The organism is Bradyrhizobium sp. 191 (assembly GCF_023100985.1).
Lineage (GTDB): Bacteria > Pseudomonadota > Alphaproteobacteria > Rhizobiales > Xanthobacteraceae > Bradyrhizobium > Bradyrhizobium diversitatis.
In genome coordinates this window covers 612,992-627,394 of sequence record NZ_CP064692.1, presented here as the reverse complement: position 1 = coordinate 627,394, position 14,403 = coordinate 612,992, and the positions used below count along the sequence as shown (strand labels likewise).

Annotated in this window: 20 protein-coding genes; 11 read left to right on the top strand and 9 right to left on the bottom strand. The window is 64.7% G+C overall.

Annotated features, from left to right (window positions below; translation table 11 throughout):
- Positions 1 to 15: 15 nt before the first annotated feature.
- Both IVB23_RS02950 and IVB23_RS02945 read right to left on the bottom strand, forming a co-directional pair.
- Positions 16 to 786: an ABC transporter permease gene (locus IVB23_RS02950; protein ID WP_197967908.1), complete on the bottom strand. Its 771-nt coding sequence runs from the start codon at positions 784 to 786 to the stop codon at positions 16 to 18.
- An 84-nt stretch (positions 787 to 870) separates the two neighbouring features.
- Positions 871 to 1,518, bottom strand: coding sequence for a TetR/AcrR family transcriptional regulator (locus IVB23_RS02945; RefSeq protein WP_028180814.1), 648 nt, complete (start codon positions 1,516 to 1,518; stop codon positions 871 to 873).
- A 100-nt stretch (positions 1,519 to 1,618) separates the two neighbouring features.
- Between IVB23_RS02945 and IVB23_RS02940 the strand changes: the two genes are divergently transcribed.
- From IVB23_RS02940 to IVB23_RS02920, 5 genes are all read left to right on the top strand, one after another.
- Positions 1,619 to 2,635 carry an ABC transporter substrate-binding protein gene (locus tag IVB23_RS02940; RefSeq protein ID WP_247802422.1) on the top strand — a complete coding sequence of 339 codons (1,017 nt, stop codon included), beginning with the start codon at positions 1,619 to 1,621 and terminating at the stop codon, positions 2,633 to 2,635.
- Between the two features lie 283 nt (positions 2,636 to 2,918).
- Complete coding sequence (minC, locus tag IVB23_RS02935; RefSeq protein ID WP_197967911.1) at positions 2,919 to 3,617, top strand: septum site-determining protein MinC; 699 nt, start codon at positions 2,919 to 2,921, stop codon at positions 3,615 to 3,617.
- 21 nt (positions 3,618 to 3,638) lie between these two features.
- Positions 3,639 to 4,454: a septum site-determining protein MinD gene (minD, locus tag IVB23_RS02930; protein ID WP_061876558.1), complete on the top strand. Its 816-nt coding sequence runs from the start codon at positions 3,639 to 3,641 to the stop codon at positions 4,452 to 4,454.
- Positions 4,451 to 4,732 (top strand): cell division topological specificity factor MinE, encoded by a 282-nt coding sequence (gene minE, locus IVB23_RS02925; RefSeq protein ID WP_025035955.1) that lies wholly within the window; start codon positions 4,451 to 4,453, stop codon positions 4,730 to 4,732. The genes minD and minE overlap by 4 nt, the downstream gene beginning before the upstream one ends.
- 196 nt (positions 4,733 to 4,928) lie before the next feature.
- Positions 4,929 to 5,114: a hypothetical protein gene (locus IVB23_RS02920; protein ID WP_061876559.1), complete on the top strand. Its 186-nt coding sequence runs from the start codon at positions 4,929 to 4,931 to the stop codon at positions 5,112 to 5,114.
- A 21-nt stretch (positions 5,115 to 5,135) separates the two neighbouring features.
- On the opposite strand, the gene IVB23_RS02915 is transcribed toward IVB23_RS02920, so the two are convergent.
- Both IVB23_RS02915 and IVB23_RS02910 read right to left on the bottom strand, forming a co-directional pair.
- Complete coding sequence (locus IVB23_RS02915) at positions 5,136 to 5,384, bottom strand: hypothetical protein (RefSeq protein WP_061876560.1); 249 nt, start codon at positions 5,382 to 5,384, stop codon at positions 5,136 to 5,138.
- Between the two features lie 215 nt (positions 5,385 to 5,599).
- Positions 5,600 to 5,995 (bottom strand): hypothetical protein, encoded by a 396-nt coding sequence (locus IVB23_RS02910; protein WP_061876561.1) that lies wholly within the window; start codon positions 5,993 to 5,995, stop codon positions 5,600 to 5,602.
- 126 nt (positions 5,996 to 6,121) lie between these two features.
- On the opposite strand from IVB23_RS02910, the gene IVB23_RS02905 reads away from it, so the two are divergent.
- Complete coding sequence (locus tag IVB23_RS02905) at positions 6,122 to 6,907, top strand: SDR family oxidoreductase (RefSeq protein ID WP_061876562.1); 786 nt, start codon at positions 6,122 to 6,124, stop codon at positions 6,905 to 6,907.
- Between the two features lie 112 nt (positions 6,908 to 7,019).
- Here IVB23_RS02905 and IVB23_RS02900 read toward each other — a convergent pair whose 3' ends face one another.
- Both IVB23_RS02900 and IVB23_RS02895 read right to left on the bottom strand, forming a co-directional pair.
- Positions 7,020 to 7,250, bottom strand: a complete 231-nt coding sequence (locus IVB23_RS02900) for a hypothetical protein (protein ID WP_025035960.1) — start codon at positions 7,248 to 7,250, stop codon at positions 7,020 to 7,022.
- 354 nt (positions 7,251 to 7,604) lie between these two features.
- Positions 7,605 to 8,681: a hypothetical protein gene (locus tag IVB23_RS02895; RefSeq protein ID WP_247802421.1), complete on the bottom strand. Its 1,077-nt coding sequence runs from the start codon at positions 8,679 to 8,681 to the stop codon at positions 7,605 to 7,607.
- Positions 8,682 to 9,026: 345 nt separating this feature from the next.
- On the opposite strand from IVB23_RS02895, the gene IVB23_RS02890 reads away from it, so the two are divergent.
- Positions 9,027 to 9,623, top strand: a complete 597-nt coding sequence (locus IVB23_RS02890; RefSeq protein WP_165935844.1) for a L,D-transpeptidase — start codon at positions 9,027 to 9,029, stop codon at positions 9,621 to 9,623.
- Between the two features lie 72 nt (positions 9,624 to 9,695).
- Here the strand turns inward: IVB23_RS02890 and IVB23_RS02885 are convergent, their stop codons facing one another.
- On the bottom strand, positions 9,696 to 10,124 hold the full coding sequence (locus IVB23_RS02885; protein WP_061876564.1) for a hypothetical protein: 429 nt from the start codon (positions 10,122 to 10,124) through the stop codon (positions 9,696 to 9,698).
- Positions 10,125 to 10,241: 117 nt separating this feature from the next.
- Positions 10,242 to 10,706 carry a MarR family transcriptional regulator gene (locus IVB23_RS02880; protein WP_061876627.1) on the bottom strand — a complete coding sequence of 155 codons (465 nt, stop codon included), beginning with the start codon at positions 10,704 to 10,706 and terminating at the stop codon, positions 10,242 to 10,244.
- A 105-nt stretch (positions 10,707 to 10,811) separates the two neighbouring features.
- Between IVB23_RS02880 and IVB23_RS02875 the strand changes: the two genes are divergently transcribed.
- From IVB23_RS02875 to IVB23_RS02860, 4 genes are all read left to right on the top strand, one after another.
- Positions 10,812 to 12,725, top strand: a complete 1,914-nt coding sequence (locus IVB23_RS02875; protein ID WP_247802420.1) for an FAD-binding monooxygenase — start codon at positions 10,812 to 10,814, stop codon at positions 12,723 to 12,725.
- A gap of 181 nt (positions 12,726 to 12,906) precedes the next feature.
- Positions 12,907 to 13,134 carry a hypothetical protein gene (locus tag IVB23_RS02870; RefSeq protein WP_244430140.1) on the top strand — a complete coding sequence of 76 codons (228 nt, stop codon included), beginning with the start codon at positions 12,907 to 12,909 and terminating at the stop codon, positions 13,132 to 13,134.
- A 131-nt stretch (positions 13,135 to 13,265) separates the two neighbouring features.
- Positions 13,266 to 13,472: a hypothetical protein gene (locus IVB23_RS02865; RefSeq protein ID WP_028179791.1), complete on the top strand. Its 207-nt coding sequence runs from the start codon at positions 13,266 to 13,268 to the stop codon at positions 13,470 to 13,472.
- 73 nt (positions 13,473 to 13,545) lie between these two features.
- On the top strand, positions 13,546 to 13,866 hold the full coding sequence (locus IVB23_RS02860; protein ID WP_061876628.1) for a hypothetical protein: 321 nt from the start codon (positions 13,546 to 13,548) through the stop codon (positions 13,864 to 13,866).
- Positions 13,867 to 13,888: 22 nt separating this feature from the next.
- Here the strand turns inward: IVB23_RS02860 and IVB23_RS02855 are convergent, their stop codons facing one another.
- Positions 13,889 to 14,233, bottom strand: coding sequence for a multidrug efflux SMR transporter (locus tag IVB23_RS02855; protein WP_028179789.1), 345 nt, complete (start codon positions 14,231 to 14,233; stop codon positions 13,889 to 13,891).
- Positions 14,234 to 14,403 lie beyond the last annotated feature (170 nt).

Sequence of the window (14,403 nt, the reverse complement as noted above, 5' to 3'; positions counted from 1 at the left end):
CGTCGTCCTTGGTCTTCAGGTCTGCCTGGTGTCGCCGACGACGAACATGCGTTCGAGGGCGAGCACCAGGCCGTAGAGAGCGACACCAAGCAGCGTCAGCAGCACGACTGCCATCACCATCGCGGGCGTGTCGAGCGAGGACTGCACCTGGATCATGAGGTAGCCGAGCCCGCGCTCGGAGGCGATGAACTCGCCGACGATGGCGCCGGCGACCGCGAGGATGGCGCCGACCTTCATGCCGGAGAAGATGTAAGGCAGCGATCCCGGCAGCTGGATCTTGCGGAACAGAGTCCAGCGCGAGCCGCGCAGCGATTTGACGAGATCGAGCAGGTCCGGCTCGACCTCGCGCAGGCCGCGCGCGGTGGTGAGCAGGATCGGGAAGAAGCAGATGCTGAAAGCGATCAGGATGTTCGGCACGATGCCGTAGGAGAACCAGACGATGAAGAGCGGGCCGAGCGCCACTTTCGGAATCATGTTCAGCGTGACGAACAGCGGCAGCAGCACGAGGCTGAGCAGCGGTGCCCAGCTGAAGATCACGGCGAGCGCGACGCCGACGAAGGCGCCGAGCGCGAAGCCGCCGAGGATCTCGACCGCCGTCACCAGCGTGTTGGCGCCCCAGGCATAGCCTGTGGTCCCCAACGTCTGAATTGTCGCAAGCGGGGAGGGCAGGATGAATTTCGGGACCTGGAAGGCGTCGACCGCGACCTGCCACAGCACGAGCACGGCGAGGTGCACGATCAGGATGATCGCAAAGCTGCGCGAGGTGCGTGCCCCGTCTCCTGCCACCGCCTGCTCCCTGTTGCCGACAGCCACCCTGCCGCGGGTCGCGAGCCTAGCCGGACTCGAGGGAAGTTTCAACCAATTGGTTGATTAGGGCCGGAGCGACTGGAGCACGAGGTCGGCGACGTGTCGGCGGCGGGCGCGCCGCTGGGCCCGGCTCGACAGGTCCTTGCCGAAGATCGCCGACAGCGTCGGCGTATTGGAGAAGAAGAAATAGCTGAGGCCCGCAATGGAGATGTAGAGCTGGACGGGATCGATCCCCTTGCGGAATACGCCAGATCGCACCCCCTCGTTGAGGATGTGGGAGACGCTTTTGACGAGCGGCGAGTGCATCGCCTCCAGCCGGGTCGAGCCGCGGACATGACGGGCGCCGCCGCGGTTCTCGTCGTTCAAAAGCACGATGAAATCAGGGTTTGCCGCCAGGTGATCGAACGATGCCTCGATCAGCTTGCGGATCGCCTTCTCCGGCGGCAGGCCTTCGAGATTGAGCCTGCGCTCCTGCTCGCGGATGTCCTCATAGACCCATTCGAGCACGGCGAGGTAGAGCGCGTCCTTGTCGCCGAAATAGTGGTAGACGAGTTGCTTGTTTACGCCGGCGCGCTCGGCGATCTCGTCGACACGGGCGCCCGCAAAGCCATGCCGGGCGAATTCCTGGCGTGCCGCGGTCAGGAGCTTCCTGCGGGTGGCGACGGGATCGCGGCGCTGCGGCACGGTGTCGCCAGATCGTTTTGCGGGCATTTCCAACCAAACAGTTGACAAGTGGAGGGCGGGCTTGTTGCATTGGTATCCTCACAAGGGGAGAGCGACAAGCCGGGTCGCGGCAACGAGGAGAGATGCGATGAAGCGTTTGCAGGCGGCGGGCTCGGCCCTGGTGTTGGCTCTCGGGCTCGGTGTGTCGGCGATGCCCGCGCATGCGGGAGAGGCCGTCAATCTGATCCTGAACTGGACGCCGACGGCCGACCACTCGCCGTATTACTACGCCAAGGCGCAGGGCTGGTACGAGAAGGCGGGCATCGACCTCACCATCGAGACCGGCAAGGGCTCCGGCGTCTCCGCGGCCAAGGTCGGCTCCGGCGGCTCGCCCTTCGGCGTCGCCGATCTCGCCACCATGCTGGTGGCCAAGAGCAAGGGCGCCGACACGGTCGCGGTGATGAGCGTCTATGCCAATACCGGCCAGACCTTCTACTGGCTGAAGAGCTATGGCGTGAACGGGGTGAAGGATTTCGCCGGGCACAAGATCGGCAACCCGCCCGGCGATGCCTCGCGCGTGATGTGGCCGGCCTTCGCCAAGGCGGCGGGGCTTGCGCCCGATTCCGTCGGCTTCGTCAATGTCGGACCGACCGCCAAGATCGCGGCACTGAAGAGCCACACCGTCGATATCATCAGCGACTTCTACAACGAGCACGACCTGAAGGTGATCGAGTTCGGCGGCGATCTCGGCTACGTCAACTGGAAGGACATCGGGCTCAACCCTTACGGCAATTCCTTGATCGTCAACGGCGCCTACTTGCAGAAGAACCCGAAGGTCGTCGAAGATGTCGTGCGCGTCACGCAGAAAGCCTTCGCGGCCTGCGTCGCCGACGTGGCCCCGTGCCTGAACGCGCTGCTCGAGCAGGTCTCGGGGCTTGACCGGGCCAATCAGGAACGGCAGTGGGAGCGCATCAAGTTTTTGATGACGGACGAGTTCACGACCACCAAGGGTCTCGGCTGGATCGACGGCGAGCGGATGAAGAAAGACTACGAACTGGTCCAGACCTATCTCGGCATGGAGAAGCCGTTCGACGTGACCACGGCGTTCACGACCAAGATGCTCGATCCGAACATCAAGATGGATGCGAGCAAGGTGAAGAAGTAGGGCGGTAGGCGTCGCCCGTTCTCCGCGCATGCCCCGGACGCAGCGCAGCGTCCCTTGACGGTGCGCTGCAGAGCCGGGGCCCATTTCACCGAGAGCACCATCCGCGCGGTCTGGGTCCCGGCTCTGCGCAGCAGCGTTACACGCTGCAGCGCGTCCGGGACACGAGAGCGAATCCCAGCCAGCCCGAGCCCCCAGCCTCCGTAACTCCATGGAGAATTAACCGGCTGTTAACCATATCCGCCGCATCGTTAACCATTCAATAACAGGGAACGAGTCGGCCGCTATGGAGGCTGCAGCAAAAGTCCAACGTCAAATGGTGCGCCTGCGCGGGCGCTCCTATGTGGCGTTCGTGTTTACGCCGACGGTTCCGGTCCAGGATTGGCTGCACGAGATCGACGCCACCATCGCGCGCTCGCCCGGCTTTTTCGCCGGTCGGCCCGTGGTGATCGACTTGTCGTCGGTCGATCTCAGCCAGGCCGGCATCGGCCATCTGCTCACCAGCCTTCAGGACCGCAACATTCGCGTGCTCGGCATCGAAGGGGTGGAGGAGGGCCGGCTGACCCCCATGATGCCGCCGCTCCTGTCGGGCGGGCGCAGCTGCGTGGTCGAGCCGAGCGCGCCGAAGAAGGCCGAGGTGAAGGCCGAGACCAAGCCGACCTCGCTGCTGCTCGAACACCCCGTGCGCTCGGGCCAGACCGTGATCTTCCCGGAAGGCGACGTCACCATTCTCGGCTCGGTCGGCTCCGGCGCCGAGGTCGTTGCCGGCGGCTCCATCCACGTCTACGGCGCGCTGCGCGGCCGCGCCATGGCGGGCGTGAACGGTCACACCAGCGCGCGCATCTATTGTCAGAAGATCGAGGCTGAACTGCTTGCAATTGACGGGTTTTACCAGACAGCGGACGACATCGACGCCGCCTTGCGCGGCAAGCCGGCGCAGGCCTGGCTACAGGGGAATACCATGCGAATTACAGCACTGAACTGACCAGCAAAGGAGACATTTCAGATGAGTAAGGTACTGGTCGTGACATCAGGCAAGGGCGGGGTCGGGAAGACCACGACGACCGCCGCGCTGGGAGCAGCGCTCGCGCAACGCGGCGACAAGGTCGTCGTCGTCGATTTCGACGTCGGCCTGCGCAATCTCGACCTCGTGATGGGCGCCGAACGCCGCGTGGTGTTCGATCTCATCAACGTGGTGCAGGGCGTTGCGAAGCTGCCGCAGGCGCTGATCCGCGACAAGCGGCTGGAGAATCTCTGGCTGCTGCCGGCCTCGCAAACCCGCGACAAGGACGCGTTGACGGAAGAGGGCGTCGGCAAGGTCATCGACGATCTGCGCAGCCGCTTCGACTGGGTGATCTGCGACAGCCCGGCCGGCATCGAGCGCGGCGCCTCCATGGCGATGCGCTTTGCCGACGAGGCCGTGATCGTCACCAATCCGGAAGTCTCCTCGGTGCGCGATTCCGACCGCATCATCGGCATGCTCGATTCCAAGACGGTGCGGGCCGAGAAGGGCGAGCGCGTCGAGAAGCACATCCTCATCACCCGCTACGATCCCTCGCGTGCCGCGCGCGGCGAGATGCTGACCATCGACGACATCCTCGAGATCCTGGCAACGCCATTGCTCGGCATCATCCCCGAGAGCCAGGACGTGTTGAAGGCGTCCAACGTCGGCACGCCGGTGACCTTGTCGAACGCGGATGGAGCGCCGGCGCGGGCCTATATGGACGCGGCCAAGCGCCTCTGCGGCGAGAACGTGACGATGCATGTTCCTGCCGAGCGCAGAGGTCTGATGGATCGCCTGCTGCGACGGAGGGCTGCATGAGCATGGGTCTGCTTCGACTTCTCCGCGGTAAGAAGGCCTCGGCACCCGTCGCGCGCGAACGGCTGCAGATCCTGCTTGCCCATGAGCGCGGAATGCGTGGCCAGCCGGATCTGCTCGGCGTGCTGCGTGAGGAAATTCTCGCCGTCGTGTCCAGGCACGTCACGCTGGATCCGACCAAGGTCATCGTGCGGCTCGAGCGCGGCGACGAGGTTTCGACCCTGGAGGTCGATATCGAGGTGCCGAACGATTTCGAGCGCAAGAAGGTGGCTGTCGCGTAGGGGGCGCGGCCGCGGACCTCCGTTTGGGGTGGGTGAGAAGGCGGTCCGCCGGGCATGGCGGGCCGCCTTTGTCTTGAGCTTGTCTTGGGCGGCTCACATCGACGGGACGGAACGAGCTCGGGGCCTCGATCGTTGTGAGACACCCGCGGTGGCAGTTGTGCGCTGCACCGCAGTTCCCTCAAGCGGGAGAGCGCCCATGATGTCCGAGGTCCAGGTTCATACCGTTGCCCGGCAGATGCTCGAACAGCACGGACTTGCTGCGATTGCGAAAGCCGCCGAGCAGGCCCGGGCCTGCGAGGGCCGCGGCGAGACCGACGAGGCCAGGGAATGGCGTCACATCGTGGACGCCATGAAGATCATGCGCGGCCCGCATCAGAGCTGACATTCGTAAGCGCGAGCGCCTTCAACGCTCCCCACGATCGCTGCCTTGCGGCGACGTGCGGTTCTGTGTCTGCGGCTGCCCGCGCTCGCCTGTCGCCTTGCAGGGGAGTGGCTCCCACGAGCCATCCGGCGCCTGCTGATAGGCACTGCACGAGGACGGGGTGGATTTTTCCTCGCCTTTTTGGGCGTCGGCATTCCTCGCCTGTGCGGGCGCGATCAGGACCGTGGCGGCCGCAATCGCGCCTGCGAAAACGAAATGGATACTCCGCATGAGGACCTCCTGTTCGAATTCGAAGAGGTCGCATGCTTTCGAGGATTGTGACGATTTTGGGCCGGGCCAGCGGTTCCGTCGCGGAGTGCTTAATGCGGCGAAAGCCAGGGCTCGCTAAAGCGCGATGCGAATAGGATGAATCGTCATCGCGCTTTAGGTTGTTGTCTAAGCATGATCTTTTCGGAAAACCGCTGCGCACTTTTCCGGATCATGCTTTAGCCGCCCTTGCTGCGGATCAGGCCGGCGAGGTTGGTCTTTTGGGCTTCGCACCAGCCGGGCATGCCGAGCCGGCGCTGGTCGAGGTCGGTAGCCTGGGTCGCGACCGCGACCTCGGCCATCAAGTCATCGTCCTGTTTCTCGCCCATCTTGCCGCCGGTGTGCATCCAGGCGATCGCTTTGCGCACCTTCTCGGTGGTGCCGTCGGGCAGGTGCATCTGCTGCGCCCTCTGCACGAGGTCCTGATAGACGAGGTCCGTGTTGGGGCACTCGACCTTGGCGGCGAAGGCCTGCAAGACCATCGTCACATAGGTCGACCGCGGCGGCGCGTCGCCAGCCTGGACCGGCGCAGCCAGCAGCAGCAACAGGCCCGTCATCAGAAAACCGGTGCGCATCCCTGGAACCTCCTCGTTTTTTTGGGAGGCTAGCGTCCGGCGCGCCGCTCCGCAATGGCGCGCTGCGCAATTGTCGTCGGTCCAGGCGGTGGGCTAACCTGCCGCTCCCCAGCCTCGGAGCACGACATGAGCCTGTTCAGCACGCCGTTCGATCCAGCACGCGACACCGCGCTCGTCACCGGCGCAGGCAATGGCATCGGCCGCGCGATCGCGCAGGCCCTGGTCGGTGAGGGCGTGCGGACCGTGTTTGCGGATGTGAGCGCGGAGCGGGTACATGCCGCGATCAGCGCCAGCGAGCAGCCCGCTCTGGCCGTGCCCTGGGTCGGCGATCTCGCCAGGCTCGAGGCCTGCGATGAGCTGCTGGCTGCCGCACACGCAGCGCTGGGCGAGGTCAGCCATTTCGTCCACAGCGCCTCGCCGCCGCGGCGCGAGGCCGATCATGCCCTCGCGGTCGATCGCAGGACCTGGCAGGAGATGCATGCCGTCAATCTCGATGCCGGCTTTCAACTGGGGCGTGAACTCGCAAAACGGCTGATCGCGGCGAAACGACCGGGCTCGTTCTTGTTTCTGACCTCGCTGCATGCGGGCACCCCGCGCAACCTGCCGCATTATTCGACGACGAAGGCGGGGCTGGCGATGCTGGTGAAGGAGTTGGCCAAGACGTTTGGCCGCCACGATATCCGCGTCAACGCGCTGGTGCCCGGCGCAATCGCGGCCGGCGGATTCGTTGCGGATCCCGCGCTGGCGCGGCACATTCCGCTCGGGCGTCTCGGCGAGGCCAAGGACCTCGTGCCGATGGCGCTCACGGTGCTGTCGAACAAGCTCTCCGCTTACGTCACCGGCGCGGCCTTCGTCGTCGACGGTGGGTTGTCGCTGACGAACTGGTTCGAGCCGCCGACGCTTGGAGAGTAAAGATCGTTCCGATTCCATCGGAACGAACTTTGGCGTCTTGGTTTGACGCGTTTCTCAACGCAACCCGGCATCCGCTTCGCTTGAAAGCGCTGTGCTTAGCAAAACGCTGTGCTTAGCGCTGCCAGGCCGGCACCGGATCGAGCGGTGTGCGATAGAGCTCGTTGTGATCGCGATCGGTGACGCGCACCGCGCAACCCTTCTGCTGCAGCTCCGGCTTCACCTGTGACAGCTCACACGCCAGTTGATCGGCGCGATCGGAGGCAACCTCGATGTCTTCGAGGATGATTCCCCCCTGGTTCTTGAACTCTTCACCAACCACGAGATCGAAATAGTAGTAGGGCATCTGAATTCCCCCGTGTGACGATCTGAGCTTCAGTGCAAGTCTCAACACATCCCGGATGATACCACTGAGTCGATAGTTGCCGAATGAACAGGCCGCGCAATCTCTGAGCTTATGGCGCAGAAATGATGTGCAGCATGTGGGCGCGTTAACATTTTATTAAATATGTCCGGGCGACCATGAGGCATGGAATTGCAGCAGAACCGGGCTCCGGGAACCGGCAGCTGCACGAGAAGGCCGGCGGCATAGATCCCGACGGCCTTTTCTCTTGATCGGAAGACGTGCAAGGCATCGCTTCCCGTAGTAGCCCGGACTCAACGCATTACATCGACTCGGACAGCGTGCGCGAGATCGCGACTAACGCAGCGGCATTGGCGGGCGCACGATAGGTCCATCGTCATCGGCAACGGCTTGCGTCGTCGTGGCCGGCGCAGCTGGCGGCGCGACCGCGGCGGCCTGCGATGGCGGCGGCGGAGGTGCGAGCGGCGCGGGCGAAGAGGCCGGCATGTAGTTCCGTGCCACGGCCGGTTTGGGCTTGCGAACCGGAGGCGCGGCAGGCTGCGGCGGAAGCGCAGCAGCGCGTGCGCGCGGATCGACCGGTGGCTTCGCTTCGGCTGCCGGCTTCGGTGCAGGCGGCTTCGCCATCTCACGCGCCATCTGCTCCTGCCCGGCCTTCAGCTCGGCGATGCTGGCCTTGAGCTGCTCGATCTGCTGCGCCATCGCGGCGAGATCGTGCGTCATCGATTGCACCGACTGCGTTGTGTCGACCGGCAGTGTCGCGGCAGGCGCGACTGCGGCAATTTGGGCGGCGGGCGGCGGCGCGGATTGGTTGGCCGATTGATCTGCCGTGGCTTCCACTGCGGCCGGTGGGGCCTGCGTGGCGGCGACCGGAGCGGTCTGCGACGTCGCAGGTAGCCACGAGGTCACAGGTAGCAACGAAGTCAGTGTCGGCGTCCATTCGGCCAGCATTTGCGTTGCCGTGTCGCCGTGCTTCTCCCAGGCGATGCTGGCGGCCACGCTGGCGCCGGCAAACAGGAACGCGACGGACGCACCGCGCAGCCACTTGCCGACCGAGGATCGCTTCTGCCTGACAGGAACGTCGCTGGACGTGACGCGGACAGCCGTGTCGACAAATGGTGCCGCGGCGGGCTTTCCGTAGACGACGTTGATGGTGGGCTCGGGCGCACGTGCCGGCTCCGGCGCGAACTTCGGCTCCAAAGTGAGCTTGGGCTCCGGAGTGAGCTTGGCCTCCGGGGTGAACCTGGGCTCCGGACGCGGCGCGATCTCCGGCGCCAGCGCAGGAGACGCGCTGGTGGGCCGGGAGGCCAGCACGATCTCGGGAGAGATCTGAACCGCGTCGTGAGGGTCGTTGTCCTTGACCGTGTCCTTCACGATCTCATCGACGATTTGCTTGGCATTCAGCGTCGCGAGCATCGCAACTCCTTTGAAGCCTGGTGTTTGAAGCCTAGGTCGTCCGCATTGGCGCGGCGCCGATCGGTTGAGGTGAGCCCATCCCGAGCCCCAGGGCGCACGAGTCCAGCCGGGTTTGACCAAAGCAAGGCGAGGGGATGGAGATGATGCGACGGTCTTCCGCCGTTTATGGTGATGGAACCCGGTTGATCGAACACGCGCACGTGTTCCTCTCCCGCCTTGTTTTCAGCGCGATTTTGGCGATATGTGGCGGTGCTGGGGGTGCTGCTATCCGCTATCGGGGGGCCGGCGGTGCCAAGATCTCTACTCGTTTTGTTCGTCGCAGCCTTGTTGCCGCTGGGCGGCTGCATGCAGACGACACTCTCGCCATCGACGGACGCGAGCATGACGCCGCGCGACCGTCAGTTGCTCGCGCATACGCCTTACGCTCAGGCGAAGGTGCCTGAGCAATATCTCCGCCATATCGTGGACTACCACCGCAAGGAACAGCCGGGCACGATCCTGGTCGATACCGATGCGCGCTATCTCTACTACGTGCTGCCCGAGGGCAAGGCGATCCGCTACGGCGTTGCGGTCGGCGAGGAAGCCATGGCGTTCTCCGGCGTCGCGCGGGTCGGCCGCCTGGCGGAGTGGCCGGACTGGGTTCCGACGGCGGACATCCAAGCGCGGCTCGGCCCGTATCCGGCGCGCGTTCCAGGCGGTCCCGCCAATCCGCTCGGCGCGCGGGGCATCTATCTGTATGTCGGCAACAAGGACACGCTCTACCGCATCCACGGCACGAACCAGCCCGAATATATCGGCCAGGCGATCTCGTCCGGCTGCATCCGGATGCGCAATGAGGACGTCATCGATCTCTACGACCGGGTAAAGCTCAATTCGACGGTCGTGGTGCTGCCGCCCGGGCAGAACGCGCAGGCCGAGACGGGTATGCGCTGGCGAAGCTGAGAGCTGTGCGAACGGTCGGTTCCGTCGCACAGGGTCGTCGGTGAGCCGGCGACGCTGCCGGGATGCGTTTTCCTACTCGGGCCGCGCGATCCGCCATTGCAGCGTCGTGGCATTGCCGTTGGCGTCGCCCGGCGCCTTGTCAGCGGGTGACGTGTAGAGCGGACGATAGCGGTAGGCCCACATCTTGCTGCCGTCGTCGCGGCTGATCACGGTGAAGTCGCCGACGGCCCTGGCGTCGGCCGTCGCGGCCAGCGGAACCCAGTTCTCGGTGCACTTACCGTTGCAATTCGAGGACTTTCCGGTGGTGTCGCGCTCGTAAATGTAAAGCGTCATGCCGTTGAGATCGACGAGCTTGCGACCCTGTTTGGTCAGGATCACCTTCGCTGGAGCCGTCGGCGCCTCGACCTTCGGCGGAGGAGGGTCGCCGCCCCCGTGGCCGCCTGCGACTGCATGACTGGTCGAGAGCGTCATGGCTGCCGCCATAACGAGGAACCTGAACATTCCGAACTCCGCCCCACAAAGTTAATCGCACGTTAAGTGCCCAATACGGCCGAGCTTAGCAGGCGAAGGTTAGTTCCTGGTTTCGTGCGCTGCGACAAATTCGGACGTGGTTTGGAGTTAGATTTGCGCATCGCGTTGCGGGGCGCGGCTGAGCTCGTTGCCGGCGGCGATGGCCTTGCGCAGCAGCCGCATCAGTTCCTCGCCCTCCTTCGCGCTGAGGCCGCCCAGCATGATGCGCTGCGCAGATTCGACGGCCGGCGTGATCTTGCGCAGCGTGCGCCGGCCTTCATCGGTGATTTGGAGCTCCCGCGCGCGGCGGTCGCGGCTGGAGGGGCGGCGCTCCGCGAGGCCCTTCTGGACGAGGCGATCGATCACGCCGGTGATGGTGGTGCGATCGTAGGCGATCAATCCGGCGAGCGTTACCTGGTCTAATCCCGGATTGGCCTTGATGGTCGCGAGCGCGGCGTACTGCACCGGCGTGAGATCGAAGCCGGCGTCTTCGACTTCGGCCAGGAACACCGCGACCGCGATCTGCTGGAAGCGGCGCGCCAGATGCCCGGGCATGTCGTTGTTGTCTTTCACCGACGTCTCCGCGGAGGCAGGGAGGTTTCGAGGGTCGTTGACAAGCATACTGATAGTCAGCATACTGAGCAATATCCAAATAGAAATTTGACGGGAGAGGTGCTCATGCAGTTCCATCTGAATGGATTTCAGCCGGGCGACCCCGAGATTGCCGATCCCGCCGAGCGTGTTCAGGCACCGGGCGCAACGGGCACCGTGCCTGACGAGGTTGATGTTCTCATCGTCGGCTGCGGACCTGCCGGTCTGACGCTGGCCGCCCAGCTTGCGCAGTTTCCTGACATCAAGACCTGCATCGTCGAGCAGAAGCCGGGCCGGCTGCTGGTCGGCCAGGCCGACGGCATCGCCTGCCGCACGATAGAGATGTTCCACGCCTATGGCTTCAGCGAGCGGGTGCTGAAGGAGGCCTATTGGGTCAACGAAACGACGTTCTGGAAGCCGGATGAGCTGACGCCGGAGAAGATCGCCCGCAGCGGCCGGGTTCAGGACGTCGAGGATGGGCTGTCGGAATTCCCGCACGTCATCCTCAACCAGGCGCGCATCCATGACTGTTTCCTCGACGTCATGCGCAGGTCGCCGGCGAAGCTCGAGCCGTATTACAGCCGACGCGTGCTTGATCTCCATGTCGATCCTGCTGCCGATCATGCCGTGAGCGTGCGCCTCGAACGCGTCGATGCCGCGCACGAGGGCAAGGTCGAGACCATCAGGGCGCGCTACGTCGTCGGCTGCGACGGCGCACGCAGCACGGTGCGCAAATCGATCGGGCGCGAGCTGCATGGCGATTCCGCCAACCACGCCTGGGGCGTGATGGACGTGCTGGCGGTGACGGATTTTCCGGACATCCGCTTCAAGTCGCTGGTCCAGTCGGCCAGGGACGGCAGCCTGCTGATCATTCCGCGTGAAGGCGGCTACATGGTCCGCATCTATGTCGAGCTCGCAAAACTCGATGTCGGCGAGCGCGTTGCGAGCCGCAACATCACCGCCGACGACGTGATCGCCAAGGCGCAGCGGATATTGAACCCGCATACACTCGAGGTGAAGGAGATCGCCTGGTGGTCGGTCTATGAGATCGGCCAGCGCCTGACCGACAAGTTCGACGACGTGCCGGAGACCGAGATCGACACGCGCCTGCCGCGCGTCTTCATCGCGGGCGATGCCTGCCATACGCACAGCCCGAAGGCGGGGCAGGGTATGAACGTCTCGATGCAGGATGCCTTCAATCTCGGCTGGAAGCTCGCCGGTGTCCTCCGGAGCCGGTGCGCCCCGAGCCTGCTGCATTCCTATTCGGCGGAGCGCCAGGCGGTCGCGAAAGAGCTGATCGATTTCGACCGCGAATGGGCGGGGATTCTCGCCTCGGCCGCCAAGGCGGGCGGCGCCGATGCCGCCAAAACGCAGGACTATTTCGTCAGGCATGGGCGCTATACCGCGGGCACGGCAACGCATTACAGACCATCGGTGCTCACCGGCGCGACTTCGCATCAGCACCTCGCGCAGGGCCTCGTCATCGGCAAGCGTTTCCATTCCGCGCCGGTGATCCGGCTGGCGGACGCCAAGCCGGTCCATCTCGGCCACGCCGCGCAGGCCGACGGCCGTTTCCGCATCTACGCGTTTTCGCCTGCGGAGGATCCTGCGGCTGCCGGCTCGGCCATCCGCGCGCTGTGCGGCTTCCTCACCGAGGCTCGGGAATCACCGTTGCGGCGATACACGCCTGTTGGCGCCGACGTCGACAGCGTGATCGACCTGCGTGCCGTCTTCCAGCAGGATCATCGTCAGCTTGCCGTCGCGGCGATGCCGTCGCTGCTGCTCCCGCGCAAGGGCCGCTATGGTCTGATCGACTACGAAAAGATGTTCTGCCCGGACCTGAAAGGGGGCCACGACGTTTTCGCAATGCGAGGGATCGATCGAAAGCGCGGCTGCATGGTCGTGGTGCGGCCCGACCAGTATGTCGCGAATGTGCTGCCGCTCGACGACTATGCCGGGCTTGCATCGTACTTCGACCGCTTCATGCTGAAGGTGATCTGACGCCCGGCGTCGAGTTCCCTGCACGTACAATTTAAGAAAGTTCTTCGCGGGCAGATTTCATCGATCGTAACATGTGTATCCAAAGATGCAGTCATCCACTCGGGGCAGCGGGGCACGGGAGGATGAAATGAGTCAGAGCCAGGCGGAGACGCGCCGTCAGCAGAATGTCGCTAAGCGGTCGATGACCAAGGAGGCCCAGCAGCTGGCCGGGTTGATTGCCGGACTGCGCAAGTCCCTCGAAGCGATCCACAAGGAACGGACGAGCACAAAGCTCAGCGGCGCCGAGATGGGTTTGCTCGACGAGCGCCGCAACAATCTATTGCTCACCATTGCAGCCCTCGATGACCGCCTCTCGGCGGTGCAGGGCCTGATCAATCTCGGCCGCCCCCACGTTATTCGCGTGCATTAGCGCCGATCCGGCGCGGCAGGATCGGCTCCGTTGCCGATGGCACGAGGCGTGCCCATACCGCCTGCGGATGGCATCAAATTGCCACGCTCCCGGCGAATTGCCGCCAAAACCCGCTGTCACGAGAAGGCTGGGTGCAGGGCGACGCTAGGGGATGCGAATTGGCCTACAAAATGGTCGCAGAACGCGACAACGAGAAGTACAGCTTCGCCCGCGAGAGCCGGTTGGTCATCGTGGCGAAGGCAAAGGTGTGGGCGAGCGAGGGATGGCGGGTCGTCATCACCGACCAGGACGGCAAGGCCTACGCGCCGCCCGAATTCGATCAGCAGTCGGCTGCGTGATCGCGAGACGGGGCGAGGGGACGACAGTTTAACGTCGTTGTTTCGACCTTGGCGCGGCCCGACTATGCCCCTGATGACTGTCGCAGCCGCCACCGTGCTGACGGTGACGGGTGCGGCCGCGCAAAATCTCGACGCGGGCAAATCGCCCGCGAAGCTCTTTGCCGACGGCTGCGCGACCTGCCATCGCAGTCCGCGCGGTCTCGCCAAGGGCCGCTTCAGCCTGACGCTGTCCTGGTTCCTGAAGGACCATTACTCAACCAGCACCGACTCGGCCAGGGCACTCGCCGCCTACCTCGTGTCGGTCGATGAATCGCCGCCCCGGGGCGCGGCCAAGCCTGGCGCAAAGCCGCCTCGATCCGCGCCGCGTCAGCCCAAGCCGGTGCAGAGCCAGTAGGCGGGCCGGCAACGGGCCGGCATCAACGCACCGTGGTCTCCGAGAACAGGTTAATGACCACGACCCCGGACACGATCAGCGCGATGCCGACGAAGGCTGCGGCGTCCAGGATCTGGCGGAACAGCACGAAGGAGACGGTGGCGGTCAGGATGATGCCGACCCCGCCCCAGATCGCATAGGCGATGCTCAACGGGATGACCCGGATCGCCACCGACAGCGCGTAGAACGAGGCGACGTAGAACAGCACCATCGCCAGCGTCGGCCAGGGACGGGTGAATTGCGCGGACTGCTGCAGGAACGCCGACGCGGTGACCTCGAACACGATGGCGAGGGCAAGAGCCGTATAGGCGTTGAAGACGGAGCTCATGCGGAGACCAGGCCGACGATGGCTGACATATGACGGCGCATACCACGCGGGGGTGACGTGCCTGCGACAGCTTGGAGCGTGGTGCAAAGGCTCTGCGGTCGGTCCGGATGACCAAGCCGCCGCGCGATGAATCGCGCAGCGGCTCCATGATACAGCGACGGTCGCGCGTG

Excerpts from the sequence above, each read along its gene's own strand:
- IVB23_RS02895 (WP_247802421.1), bottom strand. The coding sequence starts at position 8,681 with ATGCTCGCGACGCTGAATGCCAAGCAAATCGTCGATGAGATCGTGAAG.
- minC (WP_197967911.1), top strand. The coding sequence starts at position 2,919 with ATGGAGGCTGCAGCAAAAGTCCAACGTCAAATGGTGCGCCTGCGCGGG.
- IVB23_RS02890 (WP_165935844.1), top strand. The coding sequence starts at position 9,027 with ATGCAGACGACACTCTCGCCATCGACGGACGCGAGCATGACGCCGCGC.
- IVB23_RS02945 (WP_028180814.1), bottom strand. The coding sequence starts at position 1,518 with ATGCCCGCAAAACGATCTGGCGACACCGTGCCGCAGCGCCGCGATCCC.
- IVB23_RS02860 (WP_061876628.1), top strand. The coding sequence starts at position 13,546 with ATGACTGTCGCAGCCGCCACCGTGCTGACGGTGACGGGTGCGGCCGCG.
- IVB23_RS02870 (WP_244430140.1), top strand. The coding sequence starts at position 12,907 with ATGACCAAGGAGGCCCAGCAGCTGGCCGGGTTGATTGCCGGACTGCGC.
- IVB23_RS02915 (WP_061876560.1), bottom strand. The coding sequence starts at position 5,384 with ATGCGGAGTATCCATTTCGTTTTCGCAGGCGCGATTGCGGCCGCCACG.
- IVB23_RS02885 (WP_061876564.1), bottom strand. The coding sequence starts at position 10,124 with ATGTTCAGGTTCCTCGTTATGGCGGCAGCCATGACGCTCTCGACCAGT.
- IVB23_RS02855 (WP_028179789.1), bottom strand. The coding sequence starts at position 14,233 with ATGAGCTCCGTCTTCAACGCCTATACGGCTCTTGCCCTCGCCATCGTG.
- IVB23_RS02910 (WP_061876561.1), bottom strand. The coding sequence starts at position 5,995 with ATGCGCACCGGTTTTCTGATGACGGGCCTGTTGCTGCTGCTGGCTGCG.
- IVB23_RS02920 (WP_061876559.1), top strand. The coding sequence starts at position 4,929 with ATGATGTCCGAGGTCCAGGTTCATACCGTTGCCCGGCAGATGCTCGAA.
- minE (WP_025035955.1), top strand. The coding sequence starts at position 4,451 with ATGAGCATGGGTCTGCTTCGACTTCTCCGCGGTAAGAAGGCCTCGGCA.
- IVB23_RS02940 (WP_247802422.1), top strand. The coding sequence starts at position 1,619 with ATGAAGCGTTTGCAGGCGGCGGGCTCGGCCCTGGTGTTGGCTCTCGGG.
- IVB23_RS02900 (WP_025035960.1), bottom strand. The coding sequence starts at position 7,250 with ATGCCCTACTACTATTTCGATCTCGTGGTTGGTGAAGAGTTCAAGAAC.
- IVB23_RS02875 (WP_247802420.1), top strand. The coding sequence starts at position 10,812 with ATGCAGTTCCATCTGAATGGATTTCAGCCGGGCGACCCCGAGATTGCC.
- minD (WP_061876558.1), top strand. The coding sequence starts at position 3,639 with ATGAGTAAGGTACTGGTCGTGACATCAGGCAAGGGCGGGGTCGGGAAG.
- IVB23_RS02905 (WP_061876562.1), top strand. The coding sequence starts at position 6,122 with ATGAGCCTGTTCAGCACGCCGTTCGATCCAGCACGCGACACCGCGCTC.